Origin of the sequence: Gordonia sp. 'Campus' (assembly GCF_022206305.1) — a bacterium.
Taxonomy (GTDB): Bacteria; Actinomycetota; Actinomycetes; order Mycobacteriales; family Mycobacteriaceae; genus Gordonia.
This window is the reverse complement of sequence record NZ_JAKOIW010000015.1, coordinates 1-17,861: the sequence shown is the minus strand read 5'-3', so window position 1 is coordinate 17,861 and position 17,861 is coordinate 1. Positions and strand designations below refer to the sequence as shown.

Annotated in this window: 17 protein-coding genes; 1 reads left to right on the top strand and 16 read right to left on the bottom strand. The window is 69.2% G+C overall.

The genetic code is table 11. The features are described from left to right. Positions 1–154 precede the first annotated feature (154 nt). From pyrF to MAY35_RS16025, 10 genes are all read right to left on the bottom strand, one after another. A complete protein-coding gene (gene pyrF / locus MAY35_RS16070) occupies positions 155–985 on the bottom strand; it encodes an orotidine-5'-phosphate decarboxylase (protein WP_238422311.1) in 831 nt (276 codons plus the stop codon). Further along, entirely contained in the window at positions 982–4,317 is a 3,336-nt protein-coding gene (carB, locus tag MAY35_RS16065) for a carbamoyl-phosphate synthase large subunit (RefSeq protein ID WP_238422310.1), read from the bottom strand. The genes pyrF and carB overlap by 4 nt, the downstream gene beginning before the upstream one ends. Then, positions 4,317–5,486 carry a glutamine-hydrolyzing carbamoyl-phosphate synthase small subunit gene (gene carA, locus MAY35_RS16060; RefSeq protein ID WP_238422309.1) on the bottom strand — a complete coding sequence of 390 codons (1,170 nt, stop codon included), beginning with the start codon at positions 5,484–5,486 and terminating at the stop codon, positions 4,317–4,319. The genes carB and carA overlap by 1 nt, the downstream gene beginning before the upstream one ends. Then, positions 5,483–6,118, bottom strand: coding sequence for a hypothetical protein (locus MAY35_RS16055; RefSeq protein ID WP_238422308.1), 636 nt, complete (start codon positions 6,116–6,118; stop codon positions 5,483–5,485). Before MAY35_RS16055 ends, carA begins: the two co-directional genes overlap by 4 nt. Next, on the bottom strand, positions 6,115–7,440 hold the full coding sequence (locus MAY35_RS16050) for a dihydroorotase (protein ID WP_238422307.1): 1,326 nt from the start codon (positions 7,438–7,440) through the stop codon (positions 6,115–6,117). The genes MAY35_RS16055 and MAY35_RS16050 overlap by 4 nt, the downstream gene beginning before the upstream one ends. A 31-nt stretch (positions 7,441–7,471) precedes the next feature. Further along, a complete protein-coding gene (locus MAY35_RS16045; RefSeq protein ID WP_238422306.1) occupies positions 7,472–8,422 on the bottom strand; it encodes an aspartate carbamoyltransferase catalytic subunit in 951 nt (316 codons plus the stop codon). Further along, the gene (gene pyrR / locus MAY35_RS16040; protein WP_238422305.1) at positions 8,422–9,021 is read right to left on the bottom strand and encodes a bifunctional pyr operon transcriptional regulator/uracil phosphoribosyltransferase PyrR; all 600 of its coding nucleotides are present in this window, start codon (positions 9,019–9,021) and stop codon (positions 8,422–8,424) included. The genes MAY35_RS16045 and pyrR overlap by 1 nt, the downstream gene beginning before the upstream one ends. Positions 9,022–9,139: 118 nt before the next feature. Next, positions 9,140–9,625: a transcription antitermination factor NusB gene (nusB, locus tag MAY35_RS16035; protein ID WP_238422304.1), complete on the bottom strand. Its 486-nt coding sequence runs from the start codon at positions 9,623–9,625 to the stop codon at positions 9,140–9,142. A 3-nt stretch (positions 9,626–9,628) separates the two neighbouring features. Then, a complete protein-coding gene (gene efp, locus MAY35_RS16030) occupies positions 9,629–10,192 on the bottom strand; it encodes an elongation factor P (protein WP_238422303.1) in 564 nt (187 codons plus the stop codon). 21 nt (positions 10,193–10,213) lie between these two features. After that, positions 10,214–11,323: a Xaa-Pro peptidase family protein gene (locus tag MAY35_RS16025; RefSeq protein ID WP_238422302.1), complete on the bottom strand. Its 1,110-nt coding sequence runs from the start codon at positions 11,321–11,323 to the stop codon at positions 10,214–10,216. A 93-nt stretch (positions 11,324–11,416) separates the two neighbouring features. Here MAY35_RS16025 and MAY35_RS16020 point away from each other — a divergent pair, with 93 nt between their 5' ends. Beyond that, positions 11,417–11,956 (top strand): B-4DMT family transporter, encoded by a 540-nt coding sequence (locus MAY35_RS16020; protein WP_238422301.1) that lies wholly within the window; start codon positions 11,417–11,419, stop codon positions 11,954–11,956. A gap of 73 nt (positions 11,957–12,029) precedes the next feature. Here the strand turns inward: MAY35_RS16020 and aroB are convergent, their stop codons facing one another. The 6 genes from aroB to mltG all read right to left on the bottom strand — a co-directional run. Then, positions 12,030–13,175, bottom strand: coding sequence for a 3-dehydroquinate synthase (gene aroB, locus MAY35_RS16015; RefSeq protein WP_238422300.1), 1,146 nt, complete (start codon positions 13,173–13,175; stop codon positions 12,030–12,032). Positions 13,176–13,186: 11 nt separating this feature from the next. Further along, positions 13,187–13,750: a shikimate kinase gene (locus MAY35_RS16010; protein WP_238422299.1), complete on the bottom strand. Its 564-nt coding sequence runs from the start codon at positions 13,748–13,750 to the stop codon at positions 13,187–13,189. Beyond that, on the bottom strand, positions 13,747–14,955 hold the full coding sequence (aroC, locus tag MAY35_RS16005) for a chorismate synthase (RefSeq protein ID WP_238422298.1): 1,209 nt from the start codon (positions 14,953–14,955) through the stop codon (positions 13,747–13,749). The genes MAY35_RS16010 and aroC overlap by 4 nt, the downstream gene beginning before the upstream one ends. A gap of 38 nt (positions 14,956–14,993) precedes the next feature. Next, positions 14,994–15,389, bottom strand: coding sequence for an A24 family peptidase (locus tag MAY35_RS16000; protein ID WP_238422297.1), 396 nt, complete (start codon positions 15,387–15,389; stop codon positions 14,994–14,996). Positions 15,390–15,470: 81 nt separating this feature from the next. Further along, complete coding sequence (locus tag MAY35_RS15995) at positions 15,471–16,343, bottom strand: shikimate dehydrogenase (protein ID WP_238422296.1); 873 nt, start codon at positions 16,341–16,343, stop codon at positions 15,471–15,473. A 14-nt stretch (positions 16,344–16,357) separates the two neighbouring features. Next, positions 16,358–17,861 (bottom strand): endolytic transglycosylase MltG (gene mltG / locus MAY35_RS15990; RefSeq protein ID WP_245404164.1); only part of this gene is annotated, 1,504 nt, incomplete at its 5' end.

The following is a 17,861-nucleotide window of genomic DNA, read 5'->3' as shown; positions in this document are numbered from 1 at the left end:
GTGTGATGTGTCGAAGATCGTCGGGAATTCGACACCGCACCGCGCGTGTCGCGCGTCGTCCGGACCCAGGGGCGACGCCCCGGGCCGGCACCTCCTCGACGTGTGGGATCGGTGCCGACAACCGACACCGATCCCGCACTCTGCCGAAAACATCTCAGCCGAATGCGGCCTCGACCTCGTCTCGGGTCCTGACGAACGCGTCGCGCAACGAGGTCGGGTCCGGCCCGGCGCGAAGAACCCCGCGCGAACTCGCGGGCAGCACCCAGGCCGGATCGGCGCCGTCGAAGACCACCGGCAGATCGGCCGGGGTCGCCCCCTGAGCGCCCAGTCCCGGCGCCAGGATCGGGCCGCGAAGGTCCGCAAGATCCAGGCCGTGTTCACGCGTGGCCCCGACGACCAGTCCGACCGTGGCGCTACCGTCGGCGTTCTCGCCTGCCGCGGCATCGACGATCGACTGCGCGACCGTCTGCTCCCCCGCTCGCGCCCGCTGGATGTCGCCGCCCTCGGGGTTGGAGGTCCGAGCCAGCACGAACACTCCGCGGGAGCCCTCGCGAGCGAGGTCGAGCGCGGGGCGGAGGGACTCGTAGCCGAGATACGGCGACGCGGTCACCGAGTCGGCGCACAGCGGCGACGTCTCCGACAACCACGCCTGCGCGTAGGCGGCCATGGTCGATCCGATGTCACCGCGTTTGGCGTCGGCGATCACCAGCGCACCCGCATCCCGGCAGCCCGCGATGACCCGTTCGAGCACCGCGAAACCGGCCGCGCCGAACGGCTCGAAGAACGCGACCTGCGGTTTGATCACCGCGGCCACCGGCCCGAGCGAGTCGACGCAGATGTCGGCGAAGCGGGACAGGCCGTCGACGGTGACCGGCAGCCCCCACTCCTCCAGCAGCGTCGCGTGTGGATCGATCCCCGCACACAGACGCCCGCGCTCGGCGACCACATGTGCGTAGCGGTCACCGAACCCGGGCGCGTCGATCACGACCGCCCGGCCAGTTCCGCGTGGCGGTTCTGCAGCGACCGGACGCCGATGTCGCCGGTCATCGCGGCCTCGATGCCCTGCACGGCGGCGGAGGCACCCTGCACCGTGGTGATGCACGGGATGTTGACCGACACCGCTGCGCTCCGGATCTCGTAGCCGTCGACACGCGGACCGGAGTTGCCGTACGGGGTGTTGATGACCATCGTCACCTCGCCGCCCCGGATGATGTCGACGATGGTCCGCTGACCCTCGGCGGCCTCGAAGTGCTTGCGCACCGTCTCACACTTGATCCCGTTGCGGCGCAGCACGTCCGCGGTGCCCTCGGTGGCCAGGATCTCGAAGCCGAGGTCGGCGAGGTGCTTGACCGGGAAGATCAGCGCCCGCTTGTCCTTGTTGGCCACCGACACGAAGATCTTGCCGCTGGTGGGCAGAGACCCGTAGGCGGCGGTCTGCGACTTGGCGAAGGCGCGCCCGAAGTCGGCGTCGATGCCCATGACCTCACCGGTCGACTTCATCTCGGGGCTGAGCAGGTTGTCGACGCCGCTTCCGTCGTGTCGCCGGAACCGGTTGAACGGGAGGACCGCTTCTTTCACCGAGATCGGTGCGGTGGCCGGGGCCTCGCCCCCGTCGCCCGTTGCGGGCAGGATGCCCTGCTCGCGCAGGTCGGCGATCGATGCGCCGAGCATGACCCGGGCACACGCCTTCGCGAGGGGTACCGCGGTCGCCTTGGAGACGAACGGAACCGTCCGGCTCGCACGCGGATTCGCCTCGAGCACGTAGAGGATGTCGTCCTTCAGCGCGTACTGGACGTTGAGCAGCCCCTTCACGCCGATGCCCTTGGCCAGCGCCTCGGTCGACGTCCGCACCATCTCCAGGTCGGCGCGCCCGAGGGTCACCGGCGGCAACGCACAGGCGGAGTCGCCGGAGTGGATGCCGGCCTCCTCGATGTGTTCCATCACGCCGCCGATGTAGACCTCGTCACCGTCGCACAGGGCGTCGACGTCGATCTCCACCGCGTCCTCGAGGAACCGGTCGACCAGCACCGGGTGATCCGGCGTCAACTCCGTCGCCCGAGAGATGTAGTCCTCCAGGGACTTCTCGTCGTAGACGATCTCCATGCCGCGTCCACCGAGAACGTACGACGGCCGGACGAGCACCGGATAACCGATCCGTGCGGCCGTGTCGCGCGCCTCGGCGAAGCTCGTCGCGGTACCGAACGCCGGTGCCGGTAGCCCGGCAGCGGTGAGGACCTTGCCGAACTCGCCGCGATCCTCGGCCAGGTCGATGGCGGCCGGGCTGGTCCCGACGATGGGTACGCCGGCCTCCTCGAGCCGATGTGCCAGTCCGAGCGGGGTCTGACCGCCGAGCTGCACGATGACTCCGGCGACCGTCCCCGACTGCGACTCCGCGTGATACACCTCGAGCACGTCCTCGAAGGTCAGCGGCTCGAAGTACAGGCGATCTGCGGTGTCGTAGTCCGTCGACACGGTCTCCGGGTTGCAGTTGACCATCACGGTCTCGTACCCGGCGTCCGACAACGTGAGCGCGGCGTGCACACACGAGTAGTCGAACTCGATGCCCTGTCCGATGCGGTTGGGACCCGACCCCAGGATCAGGACCTTCTCCCGATCGGTCTGCGGTGCGATCTCGCTGGTCGCCGCCGGGTCGAGCTCGTAGCTCGAGTAGTGGTACGGCGTCTTCGCCTCGAACTCGGCCGCGCAGGTGTCCACGGTCTTGTAGACCGGACGCACGCCCAGCTCGATCCGATGTGCGCGCACGGCCGCCTCGTCGGCGAAATCTGTACGCAGCGCCGCGATCTGACGGTCCGAGAAGCCAGTCGACTTGGCCTCGCGGAGCAGGGCCTCGTCGAGGGTGTCGGCGTCGCGCAGCTCTGCTCCCAGCGCGGCGATGCCCCCGATCTCGGCGAGGAACCACGGGTCGATCGCGGTGGCCTCGTAGAGGTCCTCGATCGTCGCTCCCGCGTCGAAGGCCAGCATCAGCTTGTACAGCCGACCGTCCTTCGGGGTCTTGATGTCCTCCAGCAGCGCGGGCAGGTCGACCGTGGCCGGGTCCGGGCGGTTCGGCTCGGCCCAGAATCCACCGGCCTTGGTCTCGAGCGAGCGCATGACCTTGCCGAGCGCCTCGGCGAAGCTGCGGCCGAGGCTCATCGCCTCCCCCACCGACTTCATGGTGGTGGTGAGGGTGTCGTCGGCGCCCGGGAACTTCTCGAACGCGAACCGCGGAGCCTTGACCACCACGTAGTCGAGCGTCGGCTCGAAGCAGGCCGGGGTCTCCTTGGTGATGTCGTTCACGATCTCGTCGAGGCTGTAGCCGATGGCGAGCTTGGCGGCGATCTTCGCGATCGGGAAGCCGGTGGCCTTCGACGCCAGCGCCGACGAGCGCGACACTCGCGGGTTCATCTCGATGACGACGAGCCGGCCGTCGCGCGGGTCCTGGGCGAACTGGATGTTGCAACCACCCGTGTCGACGCCGACCTCGCGGAGGATGTCGATGGAGAGGTCACGCATGATCTGGTACTCGCGGTCGGTCAGCGTCATCGCCGGGGCGACGGTCACCGAGTCGCCGGTGTGCACACCGACCGGATCGAGGTTCTCGATCGAGCAGACGACCACGACGTTGTCGCGGTTGTCGCGCATCAGCTCGAGTTCGTATTCCTTCCACCCGAGGATCGACTCCTCGATGAGGACGTTCGCCGTCGGCGACGCGGCCAGGCCGCCGCCGGCGATGCGGTCGAGGTCCGCGTCGTCGTAGGCCATGCCGGAACCGAGGCCACCCATGGTGAACGAGGGTCGGACGACCACCGGGAAGCCGAGTTCGGCGACGGTGTCGCGCACCTCGTCCATGCTGTGGCAGACCCGCGACCGGGCGCTCTCGCCGCCGACCTTCTCCACGATGTCCTTGAACATCTGGCGGTCCTCGCCGCGCTGGATCGCGTCGAAGTCGGCACCGATCAGTTCGATGTCGTACTTCTCCAGCGAACCCCGATCATGAAGTGCGACAGCGGTGTTCAGCGCGGTCTGCCCGCCGAGGGTGGCCAGCACCGCGTCGATGGGGTGCCCGGCGTCGCGTTCGGCCTCGATGACCTTCTCCACGTACTCGGCCGTGATCGGCTCGATGTAGGTGGCGTCGGCGAACTCCGGGTCGGTCATGATCGTCGCCGGGTTGGAGTTCACCAGGGACACGCGCAGGCCTTCGGCCTTGAGCACACGGCACGCCTGGGTCCCGGAGTAGTCGAATTCGCAGGCCTGGCCGATGACGATCGGTCCGGAGCCGATGACCAGGACGTGGTTGATGTCTTCGCGGCGCGGCATCAGGCCCTCGTTCCTTTCTCTTCGTCGCCCTCGAGCAGGGTGACGAATTTGTCGAACAGATACGCGGCATCGTGGGGTCCGGCGGCCGCTTCCGGGTGGTATTGCACGGAGAAGGCGCGACCGGAGAGCAGCTCGACGCCCTCCACGGTGCCGTCATTGGCGCAGACGTGGCTGACCCGGGCGCGGCCGAAGTCGGAGTCGAACTCCTCCCCCGCCTCACCTTCGAGTGCGAAGCCGTGATTCTGCGAGGTGATCGAGACCTTGCCGGTGGCGTGATCGACGACCGGGATGTTGATGCCGCGGTGACCGAACTTCATCTTGTAGGTCGAGCGGCCGAGCGCGCGGCCCAGGATCTGGTTGCCGAAGCAGATGCCGAACAGCGGGATGTCCTGGCCGAGTACCCCGCGGGTGAGTTCCACGACGTCGTCGGCGGTGGCCGGGTCGCCCGGACCGTTGGAGAGGAAGACACCGTCGGGCTTGAGGTCGGCGATCGCCTCGAGTGCGACCGTCGCGGGCAGCACATGGGTCCGCACTCCGCGTTCGGCGAACATGCGGGGTGTGTTGGTCTTGATCCCCAGGTCGATGGCGGCCACCGTGAACCGGTGCTGGTCGATGGGCTCGACGACGTAGCCGTCGCTGGTGGTGACCTCGTCGGCGAGACGGGCGCCCTTCATGTCCGGCTGGTTGCGCACCCGGTCGATCAATTCGTCGGTGTCGGCAAGTGCCGGACCGGAGAAGATGCCCGCCTTCATCGAGCCGTGGTCTCGCAGGATGCGCACGACCGTCCGGGTGTCGATGCCCCCGATCCCGACGATCCCCTGCTTGGTCAGTTCGTCCTCGAGTGAGGTGGTCGCTCGCCAGTTGGAGACGCGTCGGGTGGGATTGCGCACGGCGTACCCGGCGACCCAGATCTTGCCCGAGTCACCGTCGAGGTCCGTGCTGCCGGCACTGCCGGTGCTCTCCCCGTCCTCGTCGTTCCAGCCGGTGTTCCCGATCTGCGGCGCGGTGGCCACGACGATCTGCCGGTGATAGCTCGGATCGGTCAGGGTCTCCTGATAGCCGGTCATCGCGGTGCAGAACACCGCCTCGCCAAGGGTCTCGCCGACTGCGCCGTAGCTCCGGCCGGTGAACACCTGACCGTTCTCCAGCACCAAGACCGCTGTGTTCATTCCTGTGCCCCTTGTCCCTGTGGACCGTGTCCACTGTCATGCGTCCCGGCGAAGGCGTTCACCCAGCCGGGGTAGATCGATTTGTCGTCGGCGCGCACCCCGGAGTCGATCTCGGTGCCGCTGGGCAGGACCCAGCGGATCGCGAGCACTCCGTCCGCGGTCATCACCTTGCCCGCGATCCCGCGTTCGGTCCGGACCGCGGTGATCGATGAGCGGGGTATCCAGATGTCGCTCGCACCCTGGCGGGCGATGAGGACGCCGCTCTCGAACTCGGTCAGCACCGACGACGCCCGATCGCCGATGTCGCCCACGGTCACCCGGTTCTGCCAACTCGGTGCGATGGTGCTGCCGAGATACAGGCCGGTGTCCGGGCCTCGCAGGACCGCGCCCGGGTCCGCGGGGCACACGGGCAGCTCGCCGATCACGGCCTCCTGGGCTGCGACCTTCTTCTGGTTACCGGTCGCCAGGAGATAGAAGACCGACACCACACCGATCGCGAGCAGCGCGACCACTCCGATGAACCACGCGTTGAAGACTATTTTGCCGTATCCGAGGACGGTGGCGATCACCGAGGCGACCACCAGCACCGCGAGGAGTGCCGGGATCGTCCCGCGCCTCGATGCGATGCTCATCGGGTCACCTGCCCGTCGCGTGCGGTGACGATCCCGCGCAGCACGGTGGCCGTGATCGAGGCCGGCATCGTCATCGTCTCGAACGGGGTGTTGTCCGACAGGCTCGCCAGCTCGCGTCCACGCACCACCCACGAAGCCTCCGGGTCGACCACGGTGAGGTTCGCGGGTTCTCCGACTGCGATGGGACGCCCCTGGTCGGTGAGCTCGACGATCTGCGCCGGCCGCTCGCTCATGACACGGGCCACCCCGCGCCAGTCGAGCAGACCGGGCTTCACGAGCGTCTCGACGATGATCGGCAGCGCCGTCTGCAGGCCGAGCATGCCGGGCTTGGCCTGGGCGAACTCGCAGCACTTCTCCTGCGAGGCGTGCGGCGCGTGATCGGTCGCCACGCAGTCGACGATGCCCTCGGCCAGCGCCTGTCGCAACGCGTGCTTGTCACGGACCTCACGCAACGGCGGATTGACCTTGTTCACCGGGTCGTAGGTGTGCAGGACCGAGTCGTCGAGAAGCAGATGGTGCGGCGTCACCTCCGCGGTGATCGCAATGCCCTGGTCTTTCGCCCAGCGCAGCAACTCGACGGTTCCCTCGGTCGAGGCGTGGCAGATGTGGATGCGCGCACCCGCGTCGCGTGCGAGCAGCGCGTCGCGGATGACGATCGACTCCTCGGCGGCGCGCGGCCACCCGGCGAGGCCGAGTCGGGAGGCGGTCGGACCCTCGTTCGCGACGGCACCGACGGTCAACCGCGGCTCTTCCGCGTGCTGGGCGATGAGGACGCCCAGTCCGGTGGCGTACTCGAGCGCACGGCGCATGAGCAGCGGGTCGTCGACGCATTTGCCGTCGTCGCTGAACATCCGCACCCCCGCGGCGCCGGCGGCCATCATGCCCATCTCGGCGAGCTGCTTGCCCCCGAGTCCGACCGTCACCGCGCCGACCGGGTAGACGTCGACGAGCCCGACCTCGCGACCCGAGCGCCACACGTTGTCGGTGACCGTCGAGTTGTCGGCCACCGGACTGGTGTTGGCCATCGCGAACACCGCGGTGTAGCCGCCGAGGGCGGCGGCCGCCGAACCCGACCGGATGGTCTCGGTGTCCTCACGCCCCGGTTCGCGCAGGTGGGTGTGGAGGTCGACGAAACCCGGCAGCAGGACTCCACCGTTGCCGTCGATCACCTCCGCGTCGTCGGGACCCGTGATGCCGGAAGCGATCTCGGAGATGACCCCGTCGACGACGAGGACATCGACAGGATCGCCTTCGCCGTAGGGTCGGACAGCGGTGAGCAGGACGGACCCGGTCGGTGGGACGGATCCGGTGGCGGCGGTCACTTCTCGACTCCTGGAACGGTCTCGTAGGGGGTCATAGATGGGCTCCCGCGGAATCGGAGCCCACGAGCAGACGGAACAGCACCGCCATGCGCACGTGCACGCCGTTGCGGACCTGCTCCAGCACGGTGGCCTTGGGTGAGTCCGCCACCGAGTAGCCGATCTCCATGCCGCGCAACATCGGTCCCGGATGCAGGACGACGGCATCGTCGGACAGCAGCGACAGCCGACGGTCGTTGAGGCCGAAGCGCACCGCGTACTCGCGGGCGCTGGGGAAGAACCCGCCGTTCATCCGCTCGGCCTGCACCCGGAGCATCATCACGGCGTCGACCGCGGGGAGTTCGGCGTCGAGGCTGCCCGACACACTCACCGGCCACTCCTCGACCCCGGCCGGCAGCAGTGTCGGCGGCGCGACGAGAACGACCTCCGCGCCGAGTGTCGAGAGAAGGTGGGCGTTGGACCGCGCCACCCGGGAGTGGACGATGTCGCCGACGATCGCGACGCGGCGTCCGTCGAGTGAGCCGAGGCGCTGCCGCAGCGTCAAGGCGTCGAGCAGCGCCTGGGTGGGATGCTCGTGTGTTCCGTCGCCGGCGTTGATCACGGCGGGCCCGTCGCCTTCTGGAGACGTTGTCCAGTCGGCGATCTGGGCCGGCGCACCCGAGGCCGGGTGCCGGACGATCAGCGCATCGGCGCCGGCGGCGTGCAGGGTCTTCACCGTGTCGCGCAGCGACTCCCCTTTGCCCGCAGACGAACTCGAGGCACTGACGTTGATGACGTCGGCGCTCATCCACTTGCCCGCGACCTCGAACGAGACCCGGGTGCGCGTCGAGTTCTCGTAGAAGACGGTCATGACGGTGCGGCCGCGCAGCGTCGGGAGTTTGCGGACCTCACGCCCGGTGAGCGCCTGCTCGAAGCGTTCGGCGTCATCGAGCAGCGCGGTGGCGTCCGCGCGACTCAGGTCCTGTGTCGAGAGCAGATGCCGCATCACGAATCGCCCTCGGTCGCAGGAGAATCAGACGCAGAGGAATTGGACGCGGAACTCAGCACGACCTCGTCGGCGCCGTCGTGTTCGACGAGATGTACCGACACCTGTTCGTCGCGGGCGGTCGGGATGTTCTTGCCGACATAGTCTGCGCGCAGCGGGAGTTCGCGATGACCGCGGTCGACGAGGACCGCGAGCTGTACCGCGGCCGGACGTCCGAGGTCGCGCAGCGCGTCGAGCGCCGCGCGCACGGTCCGCCCCGAGAACAGGACGTCGTCGACGAGGATCACGACGGCGTTGTCGACGCCACCGGCGGGCACGACGGTCCGTTCGAGCGGGCGGTGCGGTTTGCCGCGGAGATCGTCGCGGTAGAGCGTGATGTCGAGGGAACCCACGGGCACGTCCACGCCCGCGAACTCGCCGATCCTGGCGCCCAGGCGGGTCGCCAGAGATGTTCCGCGAGTAGGGATTCCGATGAGAACGACGCGGGGTGCGTCGGGCGAGTCCAGGGCAGTCTTCTCGATCACCTGGTGCGCGACACGAGCAATCGTGCGCGACACGTCAGCGGCATCGAGCAGCACCCTGGGAGCGGGGCTGGCCAAAGCCGACCTCCTTCTCCGCCTCGCAGGACGGATCGTTAAAGGATGTCTGTCTCGCGACACTCTACACCGGGCGGCGACGCGGACGAATTCCCGCGACCTACGCCACACCCGGTGCGGATCAGTTCTTCTCCGGCCCCCCGGGTGCGGCTCCGCCGGGCTCGGCCGCGGCAGCCGCCCGCACCTGCGGGGCGAGTTCGGCGATCTTCGCGAGCACGCCGTTGACGAAGGCGGGCGAATCGTCGGTGGACAACTCCTTGGCGAGCTCCACCGCCTCGTCGACGACGACGATCGTGTCGACGTCGAGGGAGTTGAACAGCTCCCACGTCGCCAGGCGCATGATGGCGCGGTCGACCGCGGGGAGCCGTTCGAGGGTCCAGTCCCGCAGGTACGACGAGATGACCGCATCGATCTGGGACTGATCGTCGGCCAGCCCCTGGATCACGGTCGCCGTGTAGTCGTGGATCGAGCCGACGCTCTCGTCCGATCGGACGTACTCACGACGCTCGGTGACCAGCTGCGCGGGACTGACGCCCTTGGCCTCCGCCTCGAAGAGCAGATCCACGGCGCGACGCCGCGCCTTGTGTCGGGTTCCGGGTTGTTTCACAGGTCAGGAGTTGACGCGGCCGAGGTAGCTGCCGTCGCGCGAATCGACCTTGAGCTTGTCACCGGTGTTGATGAACAGCGGGACCTGGATCTCGGCACCGGTCTCGAGGGTGGCGGGCTTGGTGCCGCCGGTGGAGCGATCACCCTGCAGGCCGGGATCGGTCTGGGCGACGATCAACTCGACGGTGACCGGCAATTCGACGAACAGCGGGTTGCCCTCGTTCAGCGACACCTGAACGGTCATGTTCTCCAGCAGGAAGCGCGCGCCGTCGCCGACGGTGGCCGGCGAGAGCGAGAACTGCTCGTAGTCCTGCGAGTCCATGAACACGTAGTCGGTGCCGTCGTTGTAGAGGAAGGTCATGTCACGACGATCGACGGTCGCGGTCTCGACCTTGACCCCTGCGTTGAAGGTCTTGTCGACGGTCTTGCCGCTCAGCACGTTCTTGATCTTGGTGCGCACGAACGCGGGGCCCTTGCCCGGCTTGACGTGCTGGAACTCCATGATCTGCCAGAGCTGGTCGTCCATGCGCAGCACGAGGCCGTTCTTGAAGTCGGCGGTGGATGCCATGTGGTATTCGTTCCCTTGCAGTCAGATGACGGTGAATGTCTTGTCGGTGGCGGTCAGCAGGTCGGGGCCACCCTCGGTGACCACCAGTGTGTCCTCGATCCGGACCCCGCCCCATCCGGGCAGGTACACACCGGGCTCCACGGTGACCGCTGCACCGCAAGGCAGTGTACCCGCCGCGAGTTTGCCGATTCCCGGCGCTTCGTGGATCTCCAGCCCCACCCCGTGGCCCAGGCCGTGCACGTAATACTCGCCCCGACCCGCGTCGGCGATGACGTCGCGGGCCGCGGCGTCGACGGCCCGCAGCTCGGCTCCGGGGACGAGGGCGTCACGGCCCGCCTCCTGTGCGGTGGCAACGAGGTCGTAGAGGTCGCGTTGCCAGTCCGCCGCACGGCGCAGGACGAACGTGCGGGTCATGTCCGAGTGGTATCCGGCGACGACGGCGCCGAAATCGATCTTGACGAAGTCGCCGTCGGCCAGCGCGGTGTGCGTGGGCCGGTGATGCGGGATCGCCGAGTGAGCGCCCGCGGCGACGATGGTCTCGAAGGCGATCCCGTCCGCGCCGAGCCGGTACATCTCCCACTCGAGTGCCCGCGCGGCCTCCCGTTCGGTGGTACCGGCACGCAGGACACCGTCGGCGATGATCGCCGCCAGTGCCGCGTCGCCGATGGCGCATGCCGCCCGCAGGAGGGCGACCTCGTCCGCGTCCTTGACCGCGCGCAGGCGCTGCACGATCCCGGACAGCCCGACGAGCTCGACGCCCGACCCGTCGAGCGTGGCGGCCAGCGCACGGTGCGCCGCGACCGTCTCGGTGTCGGCCTCGAAGCCGATGCGCCGCGCGCCGGCCGCACGGGCGTGTTCGACGAGAGCCGGGACGCAGGCCCGCTCGATGACCGGTGCGATGTCGGGCACCTGGGCGGCGACCTGGGTGATGTACCGGCCATCGGTGGCCACCCGGTCGGCCGACGGATCGTCGGCGTCGATCAGGACGGCCGCGTTCGAACCGGTGAACCCGGTCAGATATCGGACATTGACCAGGTCGGAGACGACGAGAGCCGCGACCGGCTCGTCGGCGGATCTCAATTGCGACCGGAGGCGGTCACGGCGGCCTGCGGTGTCGTGGATGATCGGCACCCTGCCACGCTACGGCGAGTGCTCGCCCCGGGCGAACCGCGACATCGACCAGGTGTGTCCGCAGTCACCACCGTGGTGCGTAGTATGACGCGCATGTCTTCGTGGTTGGTGCGCGGTCTGACGATGACCGCCGTTCACGTCCTCGCCCGTGTGTTGCTCGGTGTGGCGGTGGTGCAGGCTCCCCTGAACTCCACCATCTGGCGGACCATCGCCATCGCCGCCGTCGTCCTCGTGGCCCTGCTGTGGGGTGGCTACGACGGGATCCGCGACGCCCGCGCCAACCCCGATCCCGACGACTACGAGGATCTGACGGTCCGGTGGCTGCAGGCAGGCGTTCTGGCGGGTGTGCTCGCCGGCCTGATCTCCTGGATCCTCGGCACCGTCGTGCTCGCCGGCATCGGCCAGGCCAGCCTGTTCATCGAACTGATCGCGGGGGCCTCGTTCACCGCTCTGCTCGTCTTCGTCCCGGCCTTCGTGGGTGCCGCGATCGGCCGCTTCCTCGTCCGACGCGATCAGAACAAGAACGCCACCGACGACGACTGGTCGGTCCACGAGGATCGGCACGCGGATCACGGTGACGGCACTCGTCGCGACACCACCGCCGACGACGCGCCGACCCAGCAGATCCGGTGAGCCCGTCGCGGTCGGAATCGACCGCGACGGGTGACGCAGCCCGAGGCGACCAGCGGCTGGAGCGGTACGGCGGCTAGAGGAGTACCGAGGTGCTCTTCGCCGCCGGGCCGCCCGCCACCGCGGAGTACGCGGCTGCGATCAGACTGGGGTCGGGCCCTTCCAGGCGGCCCGGCTTGGCGAGCCCGTCCAGGACCACGAATCGCAGAACACCCGACCGGTTCTTCTTGTCCCCCGCCATGCCCTGCAGGAGATCGCCGAACGCATCCGGGTCATACGTCGTGGGCAGCCCCACGAGCTCGAGGATGGCCTTGTGTCGATCCGCCGTGGCGTCGTCGAGGCGTCCGGCCAGGCGCGAGAGTTCGGCGGCGAAGACCAGACCCACCGACACCGCGGCACCGTGACGCCAGCGGTACCGCTCGCGACGCTCGATCGCGTGACCGAGCGTGTGCCCGTAGTTGAGGATCTCCCGCAGGGAGGATTCCTTGAGGTCGGCCGACACCACGTTCGCCTTCACCTGCACCGACCGACGGATCAGTTCCGGCAGGACCTGGCCCGTCGGATCCAGCGCGGCCTCGGGGTCGGCCTCGATGATGTCGAGGATCACGGGGTCGGCGATGAAGCCGGTCTTGATGACCTCGGCGAGGCCGGCGACGATCTCGTTGCGCGGCACCGTTTCCAGGGTGCCGATGTCGATGAGGACCGCGTCGGGCTCATGGAACGAGCCGACCAGGTTCTTGCCCGCCTCGGTGTTGATACCGGTCTTGCCGCCGACGGCCGCGTCGACCATCGCAAGCAGCGTCGTCGGGATGTGGATGACGCCGATGCCGCGCATCCACGTCGCGGCGACGAAGCCCGCGAGGTCGGTCGCGGCGCCACCGCCGAGGCTGATGACCTTGTCGTTGCGCTTGAGTCCGATACGGCCGAAGACCTCCCAGCAGAAGGAGGCGACGGACAGGTCCTTGCCGTCCTCGGCATCGGGGATCTCGACCCGGTGGGCGTCGAAACCCCTGCCCGCCAGGAATTCCCGCACCTGCTCGGCCGTTTTGCCAAGGGGTGGCTGGTACAGGATGGCGATGCGGTCGGCGCCCGCTGCGGCGGCGGCGACCTCACCGAGGAGACCGCGGCCGATCGTCACGTCGTACGGTGCGCCGGCGTTCACCCGGATCGCGATGGGTTCGGTTCCGGTCTGATCGATCCCGGTCTGGTCTGGTTCGGACATGCTCGGCTTCCTCACATCAGTTCACGGGCGAGTTGCACGACGACGGCGTCGGCGACGGTGTCGGGATCGGGATCGGCGTCCACTTCGAAGGAGCACACCGAGGTGTACACGCCGCTTCGTTCGGCGAGCAGTTCCGCGTAGCGCGCAGCGGGATCACCGGTCGCCAGGAGCGGGCGGTCGGTCCCGGAGACCCGCGCGTACCCGCGCTCGGGCGAGACGCGCAGGTAGACGACCCGCTGATCGGTGAGCGCGTCGCGTACCCCGGGGGTCGTCACCGCGCCGCCTCCGAGTGACACGACGCCACCGTGGTTGTCCAGGACGTCGGTGACCACGTTCTCTTCGATGGTCCGAAAGGCGGCCACGCCGTCGGACTCGAAGATCTCCGGAATGCTGCGCCCGGTCCGGCGGACGAGTTCCACGTCGGTGTCGATGAAATCGACACCGAGCCGGTCGGCGAGGACCCGGCCGACCGTCGACTTGCCGGCCCCCATGAAGCCGATCAGCACCGCTGCCGGACGCCTCCCCGTCGTCGCCCGCGTCGGGGACGGGACCGCCGGGGTCGGGGGCTGTGTCATGCGCGCGGCGGCCGCGCCTCGACGGCGGTCAGGTAGGCGCGGAGGTTGGCCGCGGTCTCGGTGACCGAGTCGCCCCCGAACTTCTCGAGCGCGGCCTGCGCGACGACCAGCGCGACCATCGCCTCGGCCACGACACCGGCAGCGGGCACGGCGCACACGTCGGAACGCTGGTGGATGGCGCTCGCGGTCTCCCCCGTGGCCATGTCGACCGTCGAGAGCGCGCGCGGCACCGTCGAGATGGGCTTCATCGCCACCCGAACCCGCAGGTCCTCGCCGTTGGTCATGCCGCCTTCGAGGCCGCCCGCGCGGTTGGTCGACCGCAGGACGCCGTCGGCACCGGGGACCATCTCGTCGTGCGCCTCGCTGCCGCGGCGCCGGGCGGTGGTGAAGCCGTCGCCCACCTCGACGCCCTTCATCGCCTGGATACCCATGAGGGCCGCGGCCAGGCGTGCGTCCAGACGCGTCTCACCGCTGACATGGGACCCGAGGCCGACCGGCACACCGGTCGCGACGATCTCCACGACGCCGCCGAGGGTGTCGCCGTCCTTCTTCGCAGCCTCGATCTCGGCGATCATCGACGCCTCGGCGTCGGCGTCGAACGCCCGGACCGGGCTGGCGTCGATGGCCTCGAGGTCGGAGATGCGCGGCGGCGGACCGACGTAGGGATCGCTGGCGCCGATCGAGATGACATGGGAGACGACGTCGATGCCGAGCACCTGCCGGAGGAAGTTCCGGGCGACCGTACCGGCGGCCACACGCGCGGCGGTCTCGCGGGCACTGGCCCGCTCGAGCACCGGTCGGGCGTCGTCGAAACCGTACTTGAGCATTCCGGAGTAGTCCGCATGCCCGGGCCGGGGACGGGTGAGCGGCGCGTTGCGGGCGCTGCCCTCGAGTTCGGCGGCGTCGACCGGGTCGGCCGCCATCACGGTCTCCCACTTGGGCCACTCGGTGTTGCCGATCTCGATCGCGACCGGACCGCCCATGGTCTCGCCGTGGCGGACGCCACCGAGCACCGTGACCTTGTCGGCCTCGAACTTCATCCGCGCACCACGGCCGTAGCCCAGGCGCCGGCGCGCCAGCTGTTCGGCGATGTCCGATGAGGTGACCTCGACACCGGCCACCATGCCCTCGACGATGGCGACCAGGGCAGGTCCGTGGGATTCTCCGGCAGTTATCCAGCGCAACACAGTGATCGATTGTTCCATGCGGGTCCGGCCGGGCCGACGGCGGCGCCGACGAGACCTCACAGCAGGCCTGCGACGACCACGGTCGCGGCGACGAGGACCGGCCCGTGGGCGTGGGCGGCGGTGTCTCGGCGGGTCACAGCCCTGTACGCGCTGATGCCCAGTGACAACGACGCGGCCACCGCGACCATGAGCAGCGCCGCGTCCCACCTCAGGGTGAGACCGCCGCAGACCGCGGCGAGCTTGACGTCACCACCCCCACACCAGCGTCTGCCGAAGCACAGCGCGTACGGCGCGGCGGCGACGACGGCGGCCACTGCGGGTTCCGGGTGCACGACACCCACCACCGCCACCGCCCAGATTCCCGGCCAGACGAGGCGGTTGGGGATTCGCAGGGTGCGCGCATCGGTGTCCGCGACGGCGATCAGCCACACCAGGATCGACAACTCGGTCATCGACGAAGGGTCCCGCCCGCGGCCGACACCTCGCGGCGTCCATCCCCAACCGACGAGGCCTGGGGAGCGTCCGGGAACCGATCAGCCGGCGGCGGTGAGCGCCTCGACCATCACATCGCGAGGGGCAGGCAGTCCGGTGAACAGTTCGACCTGACGAAAGGCCTGGTTGACGAGCATGACCAATCCCCCGACGACCCGCCCGCCGGCGGCGCCCACGGTGGTCGCGAGCGGCGTCGGCCACGGGTCGTAGATCACATCGACGACTTTGGGCGCGAGCGCCACCGAAGGCGCCAGCGTCGCGGCCGCCTCGGCCGGCACCGTCGACACGACCACGGCCGCGCCGCTGCAGACGCGATCCAGCTCGGGGCCGGGCTCGAACGCGGACACGCGGCCGGCGATCCCCAGTCGCTCACACAACGCGAGAACCGGTGTCGCGCGTCCGGAATCACGCGCGACGACGGTGAGGTCGGTGACGCCCGCACCGGCGAGCGCCAGAACCGTCGGCAGCGCGGTCCCGCCGGCCCCGACGACGACGGCGATCGGCGCCGCCCCGGCGGCGATGTCGGCATCGACGGCGAGATCGGTCAGCGCCCCGGCCATCCCGTCGACATCGGTGCAGTCGGCCCGCCACCCGCCCTCGATCCGCACCAGGGTGTTGGCCGAGCCGACGAGCTCGGCACGCTCGGTCCGTTCCGAGGCGAACGCCAGCGCCGCCAGCTTGTTGGGCATCGTGACCGAGAAACCGATGAAGTCGGGATCGGCCCCGGAGACGACGTCGGGCAATTGCTCGGCCGTGCACTCGATGCGGTCGTAACCCCAGTCGTGGAGCCCGAGCGCGCGGTACGCCGCGAGATGCACACGCGGCGAACGTGAATGTGCGATCGGAGAGCCGAGAACCGCTGCGCGACGGTGATCGCCGTACGGCGAACGGGTGTGGACGGGCGCGGTGTTCACGACAGGCACGCTGCTCACTGACTACATCCCGTGGCCACCAGCTTGTTCCGGCAGGCGACCTCGCGATTGCGCTTGTGTTCTTCGAAGGTGTCGGCGAACAGCGTGGTCCCGGCGGTGTCGACGGTCACGAAGTACAGCCAGGAACCCGGTGCCGGATCGAGCATCGCCTCCAGCGCGGGCACGCCAACCGCGGCGATCGGGGTCGGCGGTAACCCCTTGTACCGGTAGGTGTTCCACTCGTTGTCGGCCTTGTACGCCTCACCGTGCACGTCGATGTTGGTGATGTCGGCGGTGTAGTTCTGCGTCGAGTCCATCTGCAACAACTGATCCCGATCGAGCCGGTTGCGGATCACGCGTGCGACCTTCGGCGCGTCCTCGACGTGGCGCACCTCGCGTTCCACGATCGAAGCGGCGATCAGCGTCTGATATGGATCGAGCCCGGAGTTGTTGCGATCCACGAGACCCCACTGCTGGAACATCGTTCCGCTCTGGGAGATCATCTCCTGCAGGATCTGGGTCGCGGTGTGGTCCGGCTCGACGCGTTCCCATGTCGTCGGTGCGATGAGGCCCTCGATGCGCCGATGGTCACCGGTCATCTCGACGACGTTGCGCCGTGCCCACTCCGGCACGCCGAGCTCCTCCGGGGTCGCCCCGGCGGCCGCCTTCTCGAGGTCGGCGACGGTGACACCTTCCTGCTGTCCGTTGACAGAGAACGAGGTCGCGTTCTCGATGAGCTGGAAAATGCCCGGCGTGACCTTGCCGTCGACACCGGTCTTGGAGTCGAGCTGAAGGCCCGGCGGGATCACCACGCGACCGACGCGGTGCTGTGCCCCGTCGTCGGTCAGCATCTCGACAGCCGTGCTGGCGGGGATCTGGGTGCGCATCTTGTAGAGGCCGCCCGAGATGGGCTGGCCGTCGGCGGCGTCGACGAATGCGCGCACGCTGCCGACCACATCGGCGTCGACGAGGATGCGTCCGAAGTCGGCGAGCGTCGAGTCGTCGGGGATGTCGACGACGACATCACCCGCGCCCGCGGCGGTGGAATAGTCCTTGCGCGACTCGAGCATTCCGGTGGCCCGCAGTCCGTAGTAGCCCACGCCGGTGATCAGCGCCAGCATGAACACCAGGGCGAGCACCAGGACCATGCGTCGCTTCTTGCGGTTGCGGCGCGGCGGGCGCCGGGTCTGTTGGGCCGGCTCGACATCGTCGACCCCGGGCCACCAGTCGTCGTCCGGCGACTCGGACCCATGAGCCTGCGACGGGCGGGTCCGGACGTCGTCATGACCGGCCTCGTCGCGGTACGACGGGGTGTACGCGCCCGGGCGGGCCATCGTGAAGTCGGTGTCGAGGTCGTCCTCCTCGACGGGCGCACTCCGCGGCTGCGCAGGCTGCGGGGTCACCGACCGCGGGGCAGGCGGAGGCGGGGTCACGCGCGGCGGGGCGGGTCGCCGTGGCGACTCCGGATGCGCGGGTGCGTCGGGACGCGAGGGTGCCTCAGGGCGGGGCGGTGCCTCCGCG